Source organism: Streptomyces sp. NBC_01317 (assembly GCF_035961655.1).
In the GTDB taxonomy this organism is placed as follows: Bacteria; Actinomycetota; Actinomycetes; order Streptomycetales; family Streptomycetaceae; genus Streptomyces.
Window position 1 is genome coordinate 27,652 of sequence record NZ_CP108393.1, and the last position, 19,907, is coordinate 47,558.

Here is a 19,907-nt window from a genome sequence, read left to right on the forward strand (position 1 = left end):
CCGGGGCGTGTGCGCGAAATGGTGTCCGGCTCGCGCCCTGCGGGCGGACGGCCCCACTTCGCGGACACGGCCTAGCCGGCGACCAGGCCCGTCGCGGCCACGGGACGGTCGATGGACATCAGCCAGCGGCCGTCCTCCCCGCGCCGCAGGACGTCGGTGCACACGCCCCGCAGCTGTACGGGCTGTCCGTCCGCCTCGATGGTGTCGATCTCGTAGTTGACACCGATCAGCGCGACGTCGCCGGCGACATACGCGTGGGTCACCGTGGCGCGCAGGTCGGGCTTGCCGCCGAGGAACTCCTTGAAGAACGCCAGCCGTGCCTCGCCGGTGAGGGGCTCACCGGAGAAGTTCGAGATCGAGTCCTCCCGGTAGAGGCTGTCGAACAGCGCTCCGTCACCGGAGTTGAACGCCTGGATGAAGATGTCGTTCTGGGTGTCGGTGTCGGCGGTGAGGTCGGGGTTCGCCGGGTCGAAGTCGACATCGAAGGTGTACGCCATGATCGGTCGGTCCTTTCCGTGGGAGGGGGGAGGAGGGAGGGGGGCGGTGCGGTCCCGGGTCAGTCCTCCTGGCCGTACGGGTCGTCGATGGCGTAGCGCCACACCTTGTCCTCGCCCAGCCGCAGGACGTCGACGCCCGTGCCGGTGAGCCGCTCGGGCTTCCCCTCGGCGTCGACCGTGTCGATCGTCCAGTCGACGATCAGCAGGGCCGTGTCGCCGGTCACGAACGTCTGCCGGGGCACGGCGGTCATCGTCGGCCGGTTCTTGAGGAATTCCCGCTGGTATTCCCGGCGCGCGTCGCCCGTCAGCGGCTTGCCCGGCTCCCAGACTGCGACGGACTCCGCCGTGTAGAAGCTGTCCATGGTTTCGAAGTCGCCCGCGTTGAAAGCCTCAACATATTGACTTGTGTGCTTTTCCACGTCGTCGGTGAGCTGTGACATGACGAAATCCAACCTGCCTTCTCTTGTAGCCGGGTGCCGCCCTTTCGTACGCCGACACTATTGCGGGGTCATCAACGTCCCGCCCATGAACGGGTAATGCGGCGGTCTCCCGGCATGTGGCCGGGGTGGTTACCGCCCGGTGGAGCCGCGCTGAGAGGGCCGAGAGGACCACCTGCCTACGATCTGGAAGCAGTGTCACCGAAATGCCTTTCAAGGTCGCCCAGTTCGGCCGGATTCACTGGAAAGGGAAGTCGAGCGCGATGACGAATCAGCACCATTTCCACAGGGCCGCGCAGGGCGAGGGGCCCGGCGAGGGCATCGCGGTCGTCGGAGTGTCCTGCCGGCTTCCCGGCGCGGACACCCCCGGGGCTTTCTGGGACCTGCTGCGCACCGGCTCGGACGCCATCACCCCGGTGCCCGGCGGGCGCTGGCTGCCCGCCTCCGGCGAACCGGCCTACCAGGCGGCGGAGCCGGGGACGCGCCGGGGCGGGTTCCTGGACCGGGTGGACACCTTCGACGCGGACTTCTTCGGCATCTCACCGCGCGAGGCCACCACCATGGACCCCCAGCAGCGGCTGGTGCTGGAACTGGCCTGGGAGGCCCTGGAGGACGCCGGCACCCTCCCGGCCGCGCTGCGCGGCAGCCGTACCGCCGTGTTCGTGGGCACCCTGCGCGACGACTACACGGCACTGCTCTACCAGTACGGCGACCGGGCGCTCACCCAGCACACCATGACCGGCGTCAACCGGGGCGTCATCGCCAACCGGGTCTCCTACCACCTGGGCCTGCACGGACCGAGCCTGACCGTCGACTCGGCGCAGTCCTCCTCGCTGGTCGCCGTCCATCTCGCCTGCGAGTCCCTGCGCTCCGGCGAGAGCGACACGGCGATCGCGGCGGGCGTCAACCTGAACATCCTCGCCGAGAGCGCGGCCACCGGGGAGCGGTTCGGCGGGCTCTCCCCCGACGGCACGACCTACGCCTTCGACGCCCGCGCCAACGGTTTCGTGCGCGGCGAGGGCGGGGCGGTCCTCGTCCTCAAGCCGCTGGCCCGCGCGGTCGCGGACGGCGACCGCGTCTACGGGGTCATCCGCGCCAGCGCGGTCAACAACGACGGTGCGACCGCGGGCCTGACGGTCCCCGGCCGGCCGGCGCAGGAACGTGTCCTGCGCGAGGCGTACGAGAAGGCCGGCATCGACCCGGCCGCCGTGCAGTACGTCGAACTCCACGGCACCGGGACCCCGGTGGGCGACCCCGTGGAGGCGGCGGCGCTGGGCGCGGTGCTCGGCGCGGGCCGGGCCCCGGGCGCGGGGCTGCGGGTCGGCTCGGCCAAGACCAACGTGGGCCACCTCGAAGGCGCGGCCGGCATCGTCGGCGTGCTCAAGACACTGCTGGCGCTGAGCCACCGGCGGCTGCCCCCGAGCCTCAACTTCGCCGCCCCCCACCCCCGGATCCCCCTGGAGGAGCTGGGACTGGAGGTGCAGCGGGAGCTGACCGAGTGGCCCGCGCCCCAGCGGCCGCTGGTGGCCGGGGTCTCCTCCTTCGGCATGGGCGGCACGAACGCGCACGTCGTCCTCACCGAGGGCCCGGTGTCCCTGGCACCCGGCGCTCCCGCCCACCGGGCGGCCGGTACTCCCGGTGTGGTCCCGCTGGTGCTCTCCGGGCGCTCGGAAACAGCGCTGCGGGCCCAGGCCGCCCGCCTGCGGAACGCCCTGACGGGCGAGGGCGCGCCGGTGACCGCCGACGCCGCCTGGTCCCTGGCCACCACCCGTACCGTCTTCGAGCACCGGGCGGTCGCACTGGCCGCGCCCGGCGGCGGTCCCGGCCTCCTTCACGCGCTCGACGCCCTCGCCGCGGGCGAATCGTCGGCCGATGTGGTGCGCGGCGCGGCCGGCCCGGGGCGGCTCGCCTTCGTCTTCACGGGGCAGGGCGCCCAGCGTGCCGGGATGGGCCTGGAGCTGTACGGGGCGTTCCCCGCGTTCGCCGAGGCCTTCGACGCGGTCCGCGCCGAGCTGGACCCGCTGCTGGAGCGGCCGCTGCTGGAGGTGATCGCCTCCGGGGAGGGCCTGGAGGAGACCGGGTACGCCCAGCCCGCGCTCTTCGCCCTCGAAGTGTCCCTCTACCGGCTGGCGGAGTCCTGGGGTGTGGTGCCGGACCTGCTCGCCGGCCATTCCATCGGTGAGATCGCCGCCGCGCATGTCGCGGGGGTCTTCGACCTGCCCGACGCCGCGCGGCTGGTCGCCGCGCGCGGGCGGCTGATGCAGGCGCTGGCGCCCGGCGGTGCGATGGTCGCGGTCGAGGCCACACCCGGTGAGGTGTCCGCGCTCCTGGCTGGCCATGAGGACCAGGTGGGCATCGCCGCGGTCAACGGGCCCCGTTCGGTGGTCCTGTCCGGTGCGCGCGAGAGCGTCCTGGCGCTCGCGGAGCGGCTGCGCGGCCAGGGGCGGCGGACGAAGCGGCTGAATGTCTCGCACGCCTTCCACTCCCCGCTGATGGACCCGATGCTCGACGACTTCCGTACGGTCGTGGACGGGCTGAGCCTGCGCGCGCCCCGCATCGGCGCGGTGTCGTCGGTGACCGGGCAGCTTGTGGGCGAGGCCTGGTCGTCGGCCGCGTACTGGGTGGAGCAGGTGCGCCGCCCGGTGCTGTTCGGGGACGCGGTGCGGGCCCTGGAGGACGCGGGCGCCACCGCGTTCGTGGAGCTGGGGCCCGACGGGGTCTGCTCGGCGATGGTCCGCGACAGTGTCCGGGAGGCGGACGCGGTGCTCGCGGTGGCCGCGCTGCGCGGGGGGCGGCCGGAGGCCAGGACCCTGCTGGCGGCCCTGGCGGCGGCCTTCGTGCGGGGTACGCACGTCAACTGGGGTGCGATCCCCTCCTACGGTGACGCCCGGCGCGTACCGCTGCCGACCTACGCCTTCCAGCGGGAGCGGTACTGGGTCTCGGGCACCGCTGCCGCCCGTGAGCTCACGCCCGGCGCGCCGCAGGCTCCCGTCACGGGGGAAGCCGCACCCGGCGGCCGGGAGGCGGGCGATGTAGCCGGGGTGGGGGCCGCGGTGGACGCGGACGCGCTGGTGGCCGGGCTGGTCGCGCGGGTGCTGGAGTATCCGGCCGGGCGGCGGGTGCCCCCGCACGCCACGTTCAAGGAGCTGGGCTTCGACTCGCTGATGTCGGTGGAGCTGCGCGACGCGCTGGCCTCCGCGACGGGGCTGCGCCTGGCCGGCGGGCTGCTCTACGACCACCCCACACCGGGCGCCCTGACCAGCCACCTCCAGTCCCTCCTCGCCGGGAAGGACGCCACGGGGGCAGAGGGGCCGGCGCTGCCCGGCGGGCCGGACGAACCGGTCGCCATCGTCGGCATGGCCTGCCGCTACCCCGGCGGCGTCACCTCGCCCGAGGACCTGTGGCGGCTGGTGGCCGGCGGCGGGGACGCCGTCTCCGCGTTCCCCGCCGACCGCGGCTGGGAAAAGGACCTGTACGACAGCGACCCGGCCCGCGGTGGGCACAGCACCGTGCGCGAGGGCGGGTTCGTCAAGGACGCGGCCCGCTTCGACAACGCCTTCTTCGGGATCTCGCCGCGCGAGGCGCTGGCGATGGACCCCCAGCAGCGGCTGCTCCTGGAGACCGCCTGGGAGGCGGTGGAGCGGGCGCGGCTGGACGCGGACGCGCTGCGCGGCAGCCGTACGGGCGTGTTCATCGGCGCCACCACCCTGGACTACGGGCCCCGGATGCAGGACGCGCCCGACAGCGTCGAGGGCTATCTGCTGACCGGCACCACCCCCAGCGTGATGTCCGGGCGCATCGCCTACCAACTGGGCCTGGCGGGCCCGGCGGTGACCGTCGACACGGCGTGCTCGTCGTCGCTGACCGCCCTGCACCTGGCCCTTGGGTCGCTGCGCTCGGGCGAGTCGGCGCTGGCGATCGCGGGCGGCGCCACGATCATGTCGTCCCCCGGGATGTTCGTGGAGTTCTCCCGCCAGCGGGGGCTGGCCGCCGACGGCCGGTCGAAGTCGTTCGCGGCCTCGGCCGACGGCACCTCCTGGGCCGAGGGCGTGGGCCTGCTGGTCCTGGAACGGCTCTCCGACGCACGGAAGAACGGGCACCAGGTCCTGGCGGTCGTCCGCGGCAGCGCGATCAACCAGGACGGTGCCAGCAACGGCCTGACCGCGCCCAACGGCCCCGCGCAGGAACGGGTCATCCGCGCGGCGCTGGCGGACGCGGGCCTGGCCCCGGCGGACATCGACGCCGTGGAGGCGCACGGCACCGGCACCCGCCTGGGCGACCCCATCGAGGCCGAGGCGCTCCTGGCGACCTACGGGCACGAGCGCGGGGACCGCGCCCCCGTCCTGCTCGGATCGCTCAAGTCGAACATCGGGCACGCCCAGGCCGCGGCCGGGGTCGGCGGCGTCATCAAGATGGTGCAGGCCATGCGCCACGGCGTCCTGCCCCGCACCCTGCACGTGGACGAGCCGACCCCGATGGTCGACTGGTCCCGGGGCACGGTGAAACTCCTCACCGAGGCCGCCGACTGGCCCCGGACCGGGCGCCCGCGCCGGGCCGCCGTCTCCTCCTTCGGCATCAGCGGCACCAACGCCCACGTCATCCTCGAACAGGGCCCGCCCGCCCCGCAGCCCGCCCCCGCGCACGAGTGGTCCGGGCCCGCGCCCTGGCTGCTGTACGCCCAGGACGAGGCGGCGCTGCGTGAACAGGCCGCCCGCATCCGCGCGTTGACCGCCGGCGGAGCCGGTGCGTACGACACCGGGTTCTCGCTGGCCACCACCCGTACCGCGCTCCCCCACCGGGCGGCGGTCCTCGCCGCCACCCCGCAGGACCTCCTGGCCGGCCTGGACGCGCTCGCCGGGGGCCGGGAGGACCCCCGGGTCGTCACCGGCAGCGCCGCGGCCCCGGGCAAGACCGCGTTCCTCTTCACCGGGCAGGGCGCCCAGCGCACCGGCATGGGACAGGAACTGTACGAGGCGTACCCGGTCTTCGCCCAGGCGCTGGACGACGCCTGCGCCGCGCTGGACGCGCATCTGCCGCAGCCGTTGCGCACGGTGCTGTTCGCCGCCGAGGGGACCCCTGAGGCGGCGGTGCTGCACCGCACCGCGTACACCCAGCCCGCGTTGTTCGCCGTGGAGGTCGCGCTGTTCCGCCTGGCCGCGCACCACGGGCTCACCCCCGACCTGCTCGCCGGGCACTCCATCGGCGAACTGGCCGCCGCGCACTGCGCGGGCGTGCTCTCCCTGCGGGACGCGGCGCGTCTGGTCGCCGCCCGGGGGCGGCTGATGGAGTCGGCGCCGGCCGGCGGGGCCATGGTCGCCATCGAGGCGAAGGAGAGCGAACTGGCCGCCGACCTGGCCGAGTTCGGCGGCCGGCTGTCCATCGCCGCGGTCAACGGCCCCGCCTCCCTGGTCATCTCCGGCGACCAGGACGCGGCCGGGGAACTCGCCGGGCGGTGGCGGGCACAAGGCCGCAGGACACGCCGCCTCCAGGTCAGCCACGCCTTCCACTCCCCCCACATTGACGGCGTCCTGGAGGAGTTCCGGGCCGTCGCGGCCGCACTGACCTGGCACGCGCCGCGGATACCGATCGTCTCGACGGTCACCGGGCGCCTGGCCACCACCGGTGAACTCACCTCGCCCGACTACTGGGCCGGGCAGATCCGCGAGGCCGTACGGTTCCTCGACGCGACCCGGGAACTACAGGCGCGCGGCGCCACCGTGTTCGTGGAGATCGGCCCCGACGCGGTCCTCGCCCCGCTGGCCCAGGGCTGCCTGAGCGGCGAGGACACCCACACCGTGGCGCTGCTGCGCGCCGGGCGGCCCGAGCCGCGGACCCTGGTCACGGGCCTGGCGAGCGCCCGGGTCCACGGGGCGCCCCTGGAGGGCGCCTCGTTCTTCCCCGGCGGCCGCCCCGTCGATCTGCCGACGTACGCCTTCCAGCGCGAGCACTACTGGCTGGCACCCCACGCCCCCGGTGACGCACGGACCCTGGGCCTGGATTCCGCGGACCACCCGCTGCTGTCCACCGCCATGGACCTCGCGGACGGTGAGGGCCTGGTCCTGACCGGTCTGCTGTCGGCCGCGGCACATCCCTGGCTGGCCGACCACACGGTGGGCGGCGGGGTGCTCCTGCCCGCCACGGCCTTCGTCGAACTGGCCCTGGCCGCCGGCGGGCGGACCGGCGCGGACCGGGTGGGCGACCTCACCCTGGAGGCGCCGCTGCCACTGCCGCGGGACACCGCGGTGCGGGTCCAGGTCTCGGTGGGCGCCCCCGGCCCCGACGGCGCCCGGCCCTTCGCCGTGCACGCCAGGCCCGACGGCACCGGGCACGGCCAGGTGCCCTGGACACGCCACGCCTCCGGTGTCCTGGGCGGCCCACCCGCCCCCACCACCACCGGCACACGTGATCTCGCGCAGTGGCCGCCCGCCGGGGCGTCCGACCTGCCGCTGGAGGGCGTGTACGAGCGGCTCGCGGACCTCGGATACCACTACGGCCCCGCCTTCCGGGGGCTGACCGGTCTCTGGTCGGCGGGCGAGGACCTGTACGCCACGGTGCGCCTGCCCGGCGACCAGCACGCGCAGGCCGCCCGGTTCGCCGTGCATCCCGCGCTCCTGGACTCCGTGCTGCACCCCCTGGTCCTGCACGCCGCCGACGCGGCGGGCGACGGCGGCCTGCGGCTGCCGTTCGCGTGGGCGGGCACCCAGCTGTACGCGAGCGGCGCGACCGAGCTGCGGGTGCGGATCTCCCCGGCGGGCCGGGACACCTTCGCGCTCACCCTCGCCGACACCACCGGCACCCTGGTGGCCGAGGTGGAGTCCCTGGCCCTGCGCGTGGTCCCCCGGCAGGCGCTCGCCACCGCGGCCGCCGGGCACACCGAGGGGCTGTACCAGGTGGAGTGGATGACCGTACCGCCCGCCCCCGCACCTGCGGGCGCGGGCCCGGGCCCGCGGATCGGGTGGGCGCGGGGCACCGAACTCCCCGAAGAGGAAGGGCTGGAGGCCGTTGTCGTCCGCACGGCAGACCTCGGCCCCGGCGCCGGCGCCGGCGCCGGCGCCGGGGACCGGCCGGCGGCGGTGCACGGGACCGTACAGGACGCCCTGGCCGTGGTGCAGCGGTTCCTGGCCGACGACCGGTATGCCCGTACCCGCCTGGTGTTCCTCACCCGGGGGGCGGCCGGGGCCTCTCACCCCGAGGAAGCCGGCGCTCTTCCCGGCGCCGGGGTATGGGGCCTGGTCCGCTCGGCGCAGAGCGAGCACCCGGACCGCCTGGTCCTGCTCGACACCCCCACCCCCAACCCCAGCCCCTCTGACTCTGCCGGGCCTTCCGACCTGGAGATCGCCGCGGCCCTGGCCACCGGTGAGCCCCAGCTCGCCCTGGCCGAAGACGGCCTGCGCGCGCCCCGGCTGGTGCGGGCCGCACCGGACACCGGCACCCCCGCGGCCCCGCTGGACCCCGACGGCACGGTCCTGATCACCGGCGGCACCGGCGGCCTGGGCGCGCTCTTCGCCCGCCACCTGGTCACCGCGCACGGTGTACGGCATCTGCTCCTGGCCGGCCGGCGCGGACCCGACGCCCCCGGCGCGGGCGAACTGCGCTCCTCGCTGGAGGAGCTGGGCGCCCGGGTGACCTTCGCGGCCTGTGACGTGGCCGACCGCGGCCAGCTGGCCGCCCTGCTGGACACCGTGCCGGCCGGGCACCCGCTGACCGGAATCGTCCACACCGCCGGGGTCCTGGACGACGCCACGGTCCAGGCCCTGACCCCCGAACGCCTGGAGTCCGTCCTGCGCCCGAAGGCGGACGCCGCCTGGCACCTGCACGAACTGACCCGGCACCTGCCCCTGTCGGCGTTCGTCCTCTTCTCCTCGGTCTCCGGGCTGCTGGGCACCGCGGGACAGGCCAACTACGCCGGCGCCAACAGCTATCTGGACGCCCTGGCAGCGCACCGCCACACCCTCGGCCTCGCCGCGACCTCCCTGGCCTGGGGCCTGTGGGACGCCACCCACGGCATGGGCGGCACACTCGGTGAGGCCGGTGCGGCCAGGTGGGCCCGGGCCGGTGTCCGCCCGCTCACCCCGCGACACGGCCTGGCCCTGTTCGACCGCGCCCTGGCGGGCGGAGGGGCGCTGAGCGTGCCCGTGGACCTCGACCTGGCCGCCCTGCGCGCCCGTACCGAAGCACCCGCGCCGCTGCTGCGCGTCCTGGTCGCCCCCGCCCCCCGCCGCACCCCCGCGGCGGCCGCGGGCGGCGGCACCGGCTGGGCCCGGGACATGGCGGCACTCCAGGAGGACAAGCGCCGCGAGGCGGTCCTGGAACTGGTGCGCTCCACCGTGGCCGGCGTGCTGGGGCACACCGGTGCCTCGGCCGTCGACCCGCGCCGCGCCTTCAACGAGATCGGCTTCGACTCACTGGCTGCGGTCGAACTGCGCAACCGGCTCAACACCGCCACCGGGACACGGCTGCCCGCCACCGTGGTCTTCGACCACCCGTCCCCGCAGGCCCTGGCGGACCGCCTGGTCACCCTGGCCGCGGGCACGGGTACCGGTGCGGCGGCGGCGCGGCCCGCCCCGGCCGGCGCCGCCGCCGCGACCGAGGAGCCGATCGTGATCGTCGGCATGGCCTGCCGCTACCCCGGCGGCGTCACCTCGCCCGAGGACCTGTGGGACCTGGTCGCGAAGGGCACCGACGCCATCAGCGAGTTCCCCGCCAACCGGGGCTGGGACCTGGACCGCCTCTACGACCCCGACCCCGACCACACCGGCACCTCCTACGTGCGCCACGGCGGATTCCTCCACGACGCCGACCAGTTCGACCGGGAGTTCTTCGGGATCTCACCGCGCGAGGCCACCGCGACCGACCCCCAGCACCGGCTCCTGCTGGAAACCGCGTGGGAGACCCTGGAGAGCGCGGGCATCGACCCGGGCACCCTGCGCGGTTCGCGTACGGGCGTGTTCGCCGGGGCCATGTACGACGACTACGTGTCGCGGCTGGCCGCCAGCCCGCCGGAGTACGAGGGCTTCCTGCTGGCCGGGAACCTCTCCAGCGTCGTATCGGGCCGCCTGTCCTACACCTACGGCTTCGAAGGCCCCGCCGTCACCGTCGACACCGCCTGCTCCTCCTCCCTGGTGGCACTGCACCTGGCGGCGAACGCGCTGCGCAACGGGGAGTGCGACCTGGCACTGGCGGGGGGTGTGACGGTGATGGCCGGGCCCAGCGTCTTCGTCGAGTTCTCCCGCCAGCGCGGCCTGTCCGCCGACGGGCGCTGCCGCTCGTTCGCGGCCGGCGCGGACGGCACCGGCTGGTCGGAAGGGGTGGGCCTGCTGCTCGTCGAACGCCTCTCCGACGCCCAGAAGAACGGCCACCGGATCCTGGCCGTGCTGCGGGGCAGCGCCGTCAACCAGGACGGCGCCAGCAACGGCCTCACCGCCCCCAACGGCCCCGCCCAGGAACGCGTCATCCGCCAAGCCCTCGCCAACGCCCGCCTCACCCCCACCGATGTGGACGCCGTCGAAGCCCACGGCACCGGCACCCGCCTGGGTGACCCCATCGAGGCCCAGGCACTCCTCGCCACCTACGGGCAGGACCGCCCCGCCGGACAACCCCTCCTGCTCGGCTCACTGAAATCCAACATCGGGCACGCCCAGGCCGCGGCCGGGGTCGGCGGCGTCATCAAGATGGTCCAGGCCCTGCACCACGGCGTCCTGCCCAAGTCGCTGTACGCGAACGAGCCGACCCCGATGGTCGACTGGGACTCCGGCGCCGTCAAACTCCTGAACGAGACCACCGACTGGCCCCAGACGGGGCGTGCGCGGCGCGCCGGGGTGTCGTCCTTCGGCATCAGCGGCACCAACGCCCACGTCATCATCGAGCAGTACACCCCCGCCCCGGCCGCCCCCCGGCCACAGACCACCCCCACCCCCGCTGCCGCTCTGCCTGTCGTGCCCTGGCTGCTCTCCGCGCGCGGCGAGGACGCCCTGCGCGCGGCCGCCGGACGCCTGCACACCCACCTCACCGACCGGCCCGGCGCCGCTCTCGCGGACATCGGCCTGTCCCTGGCCACCACCCGCACCCTGCACGAACACTCCGCCGCGATCCTCGCCGCGGACCGGGAGGGCCTGCTGGAGGGCCTGGCCCACCTCGCCCAGGGACAGACCTCCGCCACAGTGGTACGCGGCGGGCCCCCCGCCCCGCGCGGGAAGACCGCGTTCCTGCTGACCGGGCAGGGCGCCCAACGCCTGGGCATGGGGCGCGAACTGTACGCGTCCTCCCCCGTGTTCGCCGCCGCCTTCGACGCCGTGTGCCACTACCTGGACCGCGAGCTGGTACGCCCCCTCAAACAGGTCCTCTTCGCACCCGAGGGGTCCGCGGACTCGGCGCTGATCGACCAGACGGCCTTCACCCAGGCGGCACTGTTCGCGGTGGAGAGCGCCCTGTTCCGCCTCGCCGAACACCACGGCCTGACCCCGGACTTCCTCCTCGGCCACTCCATCGGCGAGGTCACCGCCGCCCACCTCGCCGGGGTCCTCGACCTCCCCGACGCCTGCGTCCTGGTCGCCGAGCGCGGGCGGCTCATGCAGGCCGCCAAGGAGGGCGGCGCGATGGCCGCGATCGAGGCCGCCGAGGAAGAAGTACGCGAGAGCCTGGCCCAGGAGGCCGGCACGGTGAGCATCGCCGCGGTCAACGGCCCCCGCTCCACCGTCATCTCGGGCGACGCGCAGAGCGTCGAACAGCTCAGCACCCTGTGGCGCGAACGGGGCCGCAGAGCCACCCGGCTGCCGGTCAGCCACGCCTTCCACTCCCCCCACATGGAAGAAGTACTGGACGAATTCCGCACCATCGCCCAGGACCTCACCTTCCACCCGCCCCGCATCCCCGTCGTCTCCAACCTCACCGGCACCCTCGCCACCACTGAACAGCTCACCTCACCCGAGTACTGGGCACGGCACATCCGCGAAGCGGTCAGGTTCCACGACGGAGTCCGCCACCTCACCGAACTGGGCGTCACCGAATGGCTGGAGCTGGGCCCCGACGCCGTCCTCACCTCACTGGTACGCCAGTGCCTGGAAGAAGAGGAGGAGGGCGGCCCCACGAACACGGCGGCCGGGGCCCTCGTGCCGGCCCTGCGCCGGGGCCGGGACGAGGCGGCCGTCTTCGCCACCGCCCTGGCCCGCCTCGCCCTGCGGGGCGCCCCGGTGCGCTGGGAGAACGTCTTCCCCGGCGCCCGCCGCGCCGACCTGCCGGGCTACGCCTTCCAGCACCGGCGCTACTGGCTGGACGCCCCCGCCGGCGCGGGTGACGCGGCCGGGTTCGGGATGTTCGCCGCCGACCACCCCTTCCTCGGCGCCGCCGTCATGCTGGCCGACCGCGACGAACACGTACTGACCGGCCGGCTCTCCCGGCACACCCACCCCTGGCTCAGCGGCCACACCATCGCCGGCACCGTCCTGGTGCCCGCCACCGGACTCCTCGAACTCGCCGTCAAAGCCGGGGCACACAGCGCCACCCCGGTGGTGGAGGAACTCACCCTGGCCGCACCCCTCGTCCTGCCCGAACACGGCGGCCTCCACCTCCAGGTATCCGTATCGGCCCCGCAGGACGACGGCGGGCGGACCGTGCGTATCCACACCCGGCCCGACGCGGACGACACCGACACCTCCGGGCAATGGGCCCTGCACGCGCACGGGCGCCTGACCACCACCCCCACCACCGACACCACCACCGGTCCTGCTGCTGGTGGTGCTGGTGGGGGTCCGGCGGTATGGCCGCCGCCCGGCGCGACCGAGAGCGACCTGGGCGGGGCCTACGAACGGCTCGCCGAGGAGGAGTACGCGTACGGCACGGCGTTTCAGAACCTGCGGCGCCTGTGGACCGGCCCGGGGGGCGACCTGTTCGCCGAGGTCTCACTCGGCGGGGAACTACGCCCCGACGCCGGCCGGTTCGCCCTGCACCCCGCCCTCCTGGACGCCGCACTGCACCCCCTGCTGCCCGCCGTCACCGGCCGCCCCGGCACCCCCCTGCTGCCGTTCTCCTGGACCGGCGTCACCCTCCACACCACCACAGGCCCGGCGGACCTGCGGGTCAGGCTGACCCCCGTACCCGGCACGGACCCGGGCTCACCGGCCTACGCCCTCAGCGTCACGGACACCACGGGAACACCGGTGGCCACGGTCGAGGCACTCACCCTGCGCCCCCTGTCCGCGGACCTCCTGCGCCCGGCGGACAACACCACCACCAACGGCCTGTTCCAGGTGGACTGGACCCCGCCCGCCGGCGAACCCGCCACCCCACCGGGAGGAGAGGTGGCCGTCATCGGCGACCCCGCCCACACCCCCTGGGCCCCCGGCGCGACCGCCCACACCTCGCTCGGCGAACTGCGGGACACCCTCGGCCAGGGCAACCAGGCACCCTCCCTGGTCCTGCTCCCCCTCCCGGACACCACAGCCGCGGACGGGCCCGGGGTGCCGGACGCGGTCCGCACCGTACTGCACCACCTGCTGGCACAGGTACAGCAATGGCTGGCGGACGACCGGTTCGCCTCCTCACGCCTCGCCGTGATCACCCGCAACGCCGTCGCCACCACCCCCGCACAGGAAACGGACCTCGTGCACGCCCCGGTCTGGGGACTGCTGCGCAGCGCACAGAGCGAGAACCCGGGCCGGATCGTGCTCGCCGACCTCGACGGCAGCGAGCACGGCGGCCCGCACAGCCCCCCGCTCCTGGACACCCTGCGGGGCGACGAACCCCAACTGGCCGTGCGCCAGGGGCGGATCCTCCTGCCGAGGCTGGCCCGCGCCCTGCCCACCACCCCGCACCAGGCCCAGGCCCAGGACCGGGATTCCGCCACGGCCCCGGTCTGGGGCGAGGGCACCGTCCTGGTCACCGGCGCCACCGGCGCCCTGGGCACGGTCCTCGTACGGCACCTGGTACGCCGGCACCACGTACGCCACCTGCTGCTCGTCAGCCGGCGCGGCGCCGACGCCCCCGGCGCGGCCGGCCTGCGTACCGAACTCCTGGAAGCGGGCGCCACCGACGTACGGTTCGCCGCCTGCGACACCGCCGACCGCGACCAGCTCGCCGCCCTCCTGGACACCGTGCCGGCCGGGCACCCGCTGACCGGAATCGTCCACACCGCCGGCGTCCTGGACGACACCACCCTCCAGGCCCTGACCCCCGAACGCCTGGACACCGTCCTGCGCCCGAAGGCCGACGCCGCCTGGCACCTGCACGAACTGACCCGGCACCTGCCCCTGTCGGCGTTCGTCCTCTACTCCTCGGTCGCCGGGCTGCTGGGCACCGCGGGACAGGCCAACTACGCGGCCGGGAACACCTTCCTCGACGCCCTGGCCGCGCACCGCAGGGCACTGGGCCTGCCCGGCACCTCGCTGGCCTGGGGCCTGTGGGCCCAGGCCAGCACGCTCAGCGGGCACCTCGCCGAGGCCGACCTGCGCCGGCTGGCCCGCTCCGGACTACGGCCGCTGGCCACCGACGACGCACTGGCCCTCCTCGACGCCGTACCCGCCACCGGCCAGGCCCTGCTCGCCGTCACCCGGCTGGACACCGCCGCACAGCGGGCCTCCGGCGAACGGCCCGGCCCCCTGCTGCGCGGCCTGGTCCGCGGGGCACCCCAACGCGCCACCACCACGGCCGGCGGGCCCGCGGCCGGACCCACCCTGGTCGAACGCCTGGCCGCCGTACCGGCCGGCGAGCAGAGCCGTATCCTCACCGACCTGGTACGGGCACGGGTCGCCGAGGTACTCGGACACCCGGACCCCACCGCGATCGCACCCGAACGCGCCCTGCAGGAACTGGGCTTCGACTCACTGACCGCCGTCGAGCTGCGCAACCGGCTCGCCGAGGCGACCGGACTGCGGCTGCCCACCACCCTCGCCTTCGACCACCCCACCCCCGGCGCCCTCGCCGTTCATCTGCGCGAACGGCTCGCGGTCAAGGAGACCACCCCGGACGAGGCGGTACTGGCCGAACTGGCCCGCCTCACCCCCGCCATCACCGCCCTCACCACGAACGGGGGAACCCCCCGGAACGCCGGGAACAGCGGGAACGCCGGGGGCGGGGGTAACGGCGGGGACGGGGGGCCGCGCGGGCGGGTCATCGCCCGGCTGCGGGAACTGCTGGACTCCGCGGAAGCCGCGCAGGCGCCCGCCGCCCCCGGGGACAGTGAAGCCGATCTGTCGGGCGCCACCGACGAGGAGCTGTTCGCCCTGCTCGACGACCTCGAATGACCCGCGCACCCTCCCGGCGCACGCGCACCCACGACGCAGCAGACCGATCCCACAGGAGTGGAGAACACCATGGCGGGCGAGGACAAACTCCGCGACTACCTCAAGAAGGCCGTCGCGGATGCCCGTGACGCACGCAGACAGCTCCACGAGGCGAACGACCGGCAGCACGAGCCGATCGCGATCGTCGGCATGGCCTGCCGCTACCCCGGCGGCGTCACCTCGCCCGAGGACCTGTGGGACCTGGTCGCGAAAGGCACCGACGCCATCAGCGAGTTCCCCGCCAACCGGGGCTGGGACCTGGACCGCCTCTACGACCCCGACCCCGACCACCCCGGCACCTCCTACGGGCGCGAGGGCGGATTCCTCCACGACGCGGACGGCTTCGACGCGGACTTCTTCGGGATGTCCCCCCGCGAGGCCCTGGCCACCGACCCCCAGCAGCGGCTCCTGCTCCAGGCCACATGGGAGGCACTGGAGAGCGCCGGGATCACCCCAGGGGCCCTGCGCGGTTCGCGGACGGGCGTGTTCACCGGGGTGATGTACAACGACTACGGCTCCCGCCCCCACCTGCCGGCCGACGGTTTCGAGGGGTATCTGTTCAGCGGCAGCGCGGGCAGCGTCGCCTCGGGCCGCCTGTCCTACACCTACGGTTTCGAGGGGCCGGCGGTCACGGTCGACACCGCCTGCTCCTCCTCGCTGGTGGCACTGCACCTGGCGGCGAACGCGCTGCGCAACGGGGAGTGCGACCTGGCACTGGCGGGGGGTGCGACGGTGATGTCGACGCCGGTCGCGTTCGTGGAGTTCTCGCGGCTGCGGGGGCTGGCGGCGGACGGGCGCTGCCGGTCGTTCGCGGCCGGCGCGGAGGGGACCGGCTGGTCGGAAGGGGTGGGCCTGCTGCTCGTCGAACGCCTCTCCGACGCCCAGAGGAACGGGCACCGGATCCTGGCCGTGCTGCGGGGCAGCGCCGTCAACCAGGACGGCGCCAGCAACGGCCTCACCGCCCCCAACGGCCCCGCCCAGGAACGCGTCATCCGCCAAGCCCTCGCCAACGCCCGCCTCACCCCGGCCGATGTGGACGCGGTGGAGGCGCACGGCACCGGGACCCGCCTGGGTGACCCCATCGAGGCCCAGGCCCTGCTCGCCGCCTACGGGCAGGACCGGCCCGCCGGACAACCGCTGCTGCTGGGCTCGCTGAAGTCGAACATCGGGCACGCCCAGGCGGCGGCCGGGGTCGGGGGCGTCATCAAGATGGTCCAGGCCCTGCGCCACGGTGTCCTGCCCAAGTCGCTGTACGCGAACGAGCCGACCCCGATGGTCGACTGGGACTCCGGCGCCGTCAAACTCCTGAACGAGACCACCGACTGGCCCCAGACGGGGCGTGCGCGGCGCGCCGGGGTGTCGTCCTTCGGCTTCGGCGGTACGAACGCGCATGTGATCGTGGAGGAAGCCCCACCAACCCCGCAAGCCCCGCAAGCCCTGTCGGCCCCGCAAGTGGCGGCCCCGCAGGCCCTGTCGGTCCTGTCGCGGGAGCCGGGCGCCGGGGGGGTGCGGCCGGCGGGGGTGGTGCCCTGGGTCCTCTCCGGCAAGACCCCGGAGGCGCTTGCCGGGCAGGCACAGCGGCTGTTGGCGCATGTCGAGGCCGATGCCTCGCTCACCGTGCCCGACATCGGGTACTCGCTGGCCACCACCCGTACCGCCCTCGACCACGGTGCGGTCATAGCCGGCAGCACCCGCGACGAACTCCTCGCGGAGTTGCGGGTGCTCGCGGAAGGGGTGCCGGCGGGGGGCGGGCGGCCGGCGGTGGGACGGGTCGCGTTCCTGTTCACCGGGCAGGGCGCCCAGCACACCGGCATGGGCATGGAACTCTACGCCGCCTACCCCGTCTTCGCCGAAGCCTTCGATACTATTTGCGCCCACTTCGACCCCCACCTCCCACGCCCCCTGCGGGAGATCATCACCACCGGTGAAGGCCTCAACGACACCGCCCACACCCAGCCGGCGCTGTTCGCCCTCGAGGTCGCGCTCTACCGGCTGGTGGAAAGCTGGGGCGTCGTCCCCGACTACCTCGCCGGGCACTCCATCGGTGAAGTGACCGCGGCTCATGTCGCCGGTGTCCTGGGCCTGGCCGACGCCGCCCGCCTCGTAAGCGCACGGGCCCGCCTCATGCAGGCCATGCCCCCCAACGGGGCCATGATCGCCGTCCAGGCGCCCGAGGACCAGGTCCGCCCCCTCCTCGCAGGGCGGGAGAGCGAGATCGGTGTCGCGGCTGTCAACGGGCCCGCCTCCGTCGTCATCTCCGGCGACACACAAGCAGCCGAGGAGGTGGCCGCCCGGCTGGCCGAACAGGGATACCGGACGCGGCGCCTCACGGTGTCGCATGCCTTCCACTCCCCTCATATGGACGGCATGCTCGACGACTTCCGCACCACCGCCAAACAACTCACCTACCACCCCCCGGCCATCCCCGTCGTCTCCACCCTCACCGGCCGCCCCGCCGAGGGAGAGGACCTGCGCACCCCCGACTACTGGGCCAACCAGGTCCGCCACACCGTCCGCTACAACGACGCACTCCACACCCTGCAATCGCAAGGGGTCACCACGCTGCTGGAGCTGGGGCCCGACGGTGTGCTGAGCGCGCTCGCGGTGGCGGGCGCGGAGCGGCCCGAGGCGCTGACGGCCGTGCCGGCACTGCGCCGGGGGCAGCCGCAGGCCCGGACCCTGGCAGGCGCGATCGGCACCTTGCATCTGAGCGGGGTACGGGTGGACTGGGAGGCCTCCTTCGCCGGCACCGGCGCCCGGCACATCCCCCTGCCCACCTACGCCTTCCAGCACGAACCCTTCTGGCTCACACCCGAAATCCCCGCCGCGGACGACGGCGCCCAGGAAGGCGGGCTGGTCCACCGCACCTGGGAGCCCCTCGAACTGCCCGAGCCCGCCGCAACGGCGCGCTGGGCCGTACTGACCCCGGAAGAACCCGGCACACCGGCCGGGGCGCTGGGCGGGACACCGGCCGGGGTGCTGGTGGGGGCGGCGCGTTTCTCGCGGGTCGCGGACCTCGCGGCCCAGGCAGAAGGCGGGGCGGGGCCCACCGCCGTACTCCACCACCTCACCGCCTCCAAGGAGGCACCGCACCAGGCACTGGCTCTCGCCCGGCAGTGGCTCGCGGAGGACCGGCTGGCGGACATCCCCCTCATCGTGCTGACCGACAACGCCGTCCCCGCCGGCCAGGTCCCCGATCCGTACACCGCCGCCGCCTGGGCACTGCTCAGCTCGGCACAGTCCGAGGCACCGGGCCGCATCATCCTCATCGACATCGACGCCTCCCAGGACGCGGATCCCGCCGTCCTGGACGCCATCGTCGCCTCCGGCCACGCCCGCACGGCCATACGCCCCCAAGGGGTCCTCGCACCCCGGCTGCGCCCCCTGCCCACCACCCCCACCACCCCCTCCGCCCCCGTGTTCGACCCCGCCGGCACCGTCCTGATCACCGGCGGCACCGGGACCCTGGGCTCGCTGGTCGCCCGCCACCTCGTGACCTCACACGGCGTGCGCCACCTGCTGCTGACCAGCCGCCGGGGAGACCAGGCCCCCGGGGCACAGGACCTGGTATCCGCACTGTCCGCTCTGGGCGCCACGGTCACGGTCACCGCCTGCGACGTCACCGACCGCGACGCGCTCGCCGCACTGATCACCCACATCCCGGCCGGCCACCCCCTGAACGCGGTCGTCCACACCGCGGGCATCCTCGACAACGGCCTCCTCTCCGCGATGACCTCCCCGCGCCTGGCCGCGGTCCTCGCACCGAAAGCCGACGGCGCCCGGCACCTGCACGAACTGACCCGGCACCTGGACCTGAGCGCGTTCATCCTGTTCTCCTCGGCCGCCGGGGTGTTCGGCGCACCCGGCCAGTCCAACTACGCCGCCGCCAGCGCGTATCTCGACGCGCTCGCCGAACACCGCGCCGCCCACAACCAGCCCGCCACCTCCGTCGCCTGGGGCCTGTGGCAAACAGGAGGAATCAACGCGGACCTCGACGAGAGAGAGCTGACCCGCTCGGCGCGAGAAGGCTTCCGGGCCCTCACCGACCAGGAGGGACTGGCCCTGCTCGACGACGCCCTGGCCTCAGGACGCCCGGCACTGATCGCCGGCGTGAGCGCGGCGGCCCCCGTGCGGGGCCCCGCACGGGCACCGGCCGGCACCGCACCGGCCGCCCTCACCCAACGGCTCGCGAACCTCCCCGCGACCGAACGGGAACCGTACCTGTCCGCCATGGTCACCAAGGAGATCGCCTCCGTACTGGGCCACGCCTCGGCCACAGCTCTCACCCCCGGCAGGCCCCTGCAGGAACTCGGCTTCAACTCCCTGACCGCTGTGGAACTACGCAACCGGCTCAGCGCCGCCGCCCGCCTCCCCCTGCCCGCCACCCTCGTCTTCGACCACCCCACCCCCGCGGCACTCGCCGCGTTCCTCCTCACCCTGGCCGCACCCCCCGCCGAAGACCCCGCCAAAACCGTCCTGGCCGAACTCGACCGGCTGGAAGCCTCCCTGGCCGCCCTGCCACCCCAGGACGAATCCCGCCCCGCCCTCTCCGTACGCCTGCACGCGCTGCTGGGAAAACTCAACGCCAAAACACCCGAAGGGGACGGCGGGGAACCCGGCGAGCCGTTCGCGGCCGCCTCGACCGACGACATCTTCGACTTCATCGACAACCAACTCGGCCGCGGTACCGGCTGACA

3 protein-coding genes and 1 pseudogene are annotated in these 19,907 nt (G+C 74.4%); 2 read left to right on the top strand and 2 right to left on the bottom strand.

What is annotated here, in order from left to right; genetic code table 11:
* Positions 1–71: 71 nt before the first annotated feature.
* Both OG349_RS00100 and OG349_RS00105 read right to left on the bottom strand, forming a co-directional pair.
* Entirely contained in the window at positions 72–497 is a 426-nt protein-coding gene (locus tag OG349_RS00100; protein WP_327232571.1) for a YybH family protein, read from the bottom strand.
* A 59-nt stretch (positions 498–556) separates the two neighbouring features.
* On the bottom strand, positions 557–937 hold the full coding sequence (locus tag OG349_RS00105) for a YybH family protein (RefSeq protein WP_327232572.1): 381 nt from the start codon (positions 935–937) through the stop codon (positions 557–559).
* A gap of 260 nt (positions 938–1,197) precedes the next feature.
* Here OG349_RS00105 and OG349_RS00110 point away from each other — a divergent pair, with 260 nt between their 5' ends.
* Together OG349_RS00110 and OG349_RS00115 are read left to right on the top strand one after the other, a co-directional pair.
* Entirely contained in the window at positions 1,198–15,171 is a 13,974-nt protein-coding gene (locus OG349_RS00110; RefSeq protein ID WP_327232573.1) for a type I polyketide synthase, read from the top strand.
* Between the two features lie 72 nt (positions 15,172–15,243).
* Positions 15,244–19,905, top strand: a pseudogene (locus OG349_RS00115) (SDR family NAD(P)-dependent oxidoreductase); the annotation flags it as partial.
* Between the last annotated feature and the right edge of the window lie 2 nt (positions 19,906–19,907).

Coding starts and splice junctions, on each gene's coding strand:
- OG349_RS00100 (WP_327232571.1), bottom strand. CDS start 497: ATGGCGTACACCTTCGATGTCGACTTCGACCCGGCGAACCCCGACCTC.
- OG349_RS00105 (WP_327232572.1), bottom strand. CDS start 937: ATGTCACAGCTCACCGACGACGTGGAAAAGCACACAAGTCAATATGTT.
- OG349_RS00110 (WP_327232573.1), top strand. CDS start 1,198: ATGACGAATCAGCACCATTTCCACAGGGCCGCGCAGGGCGAGGGGCCC.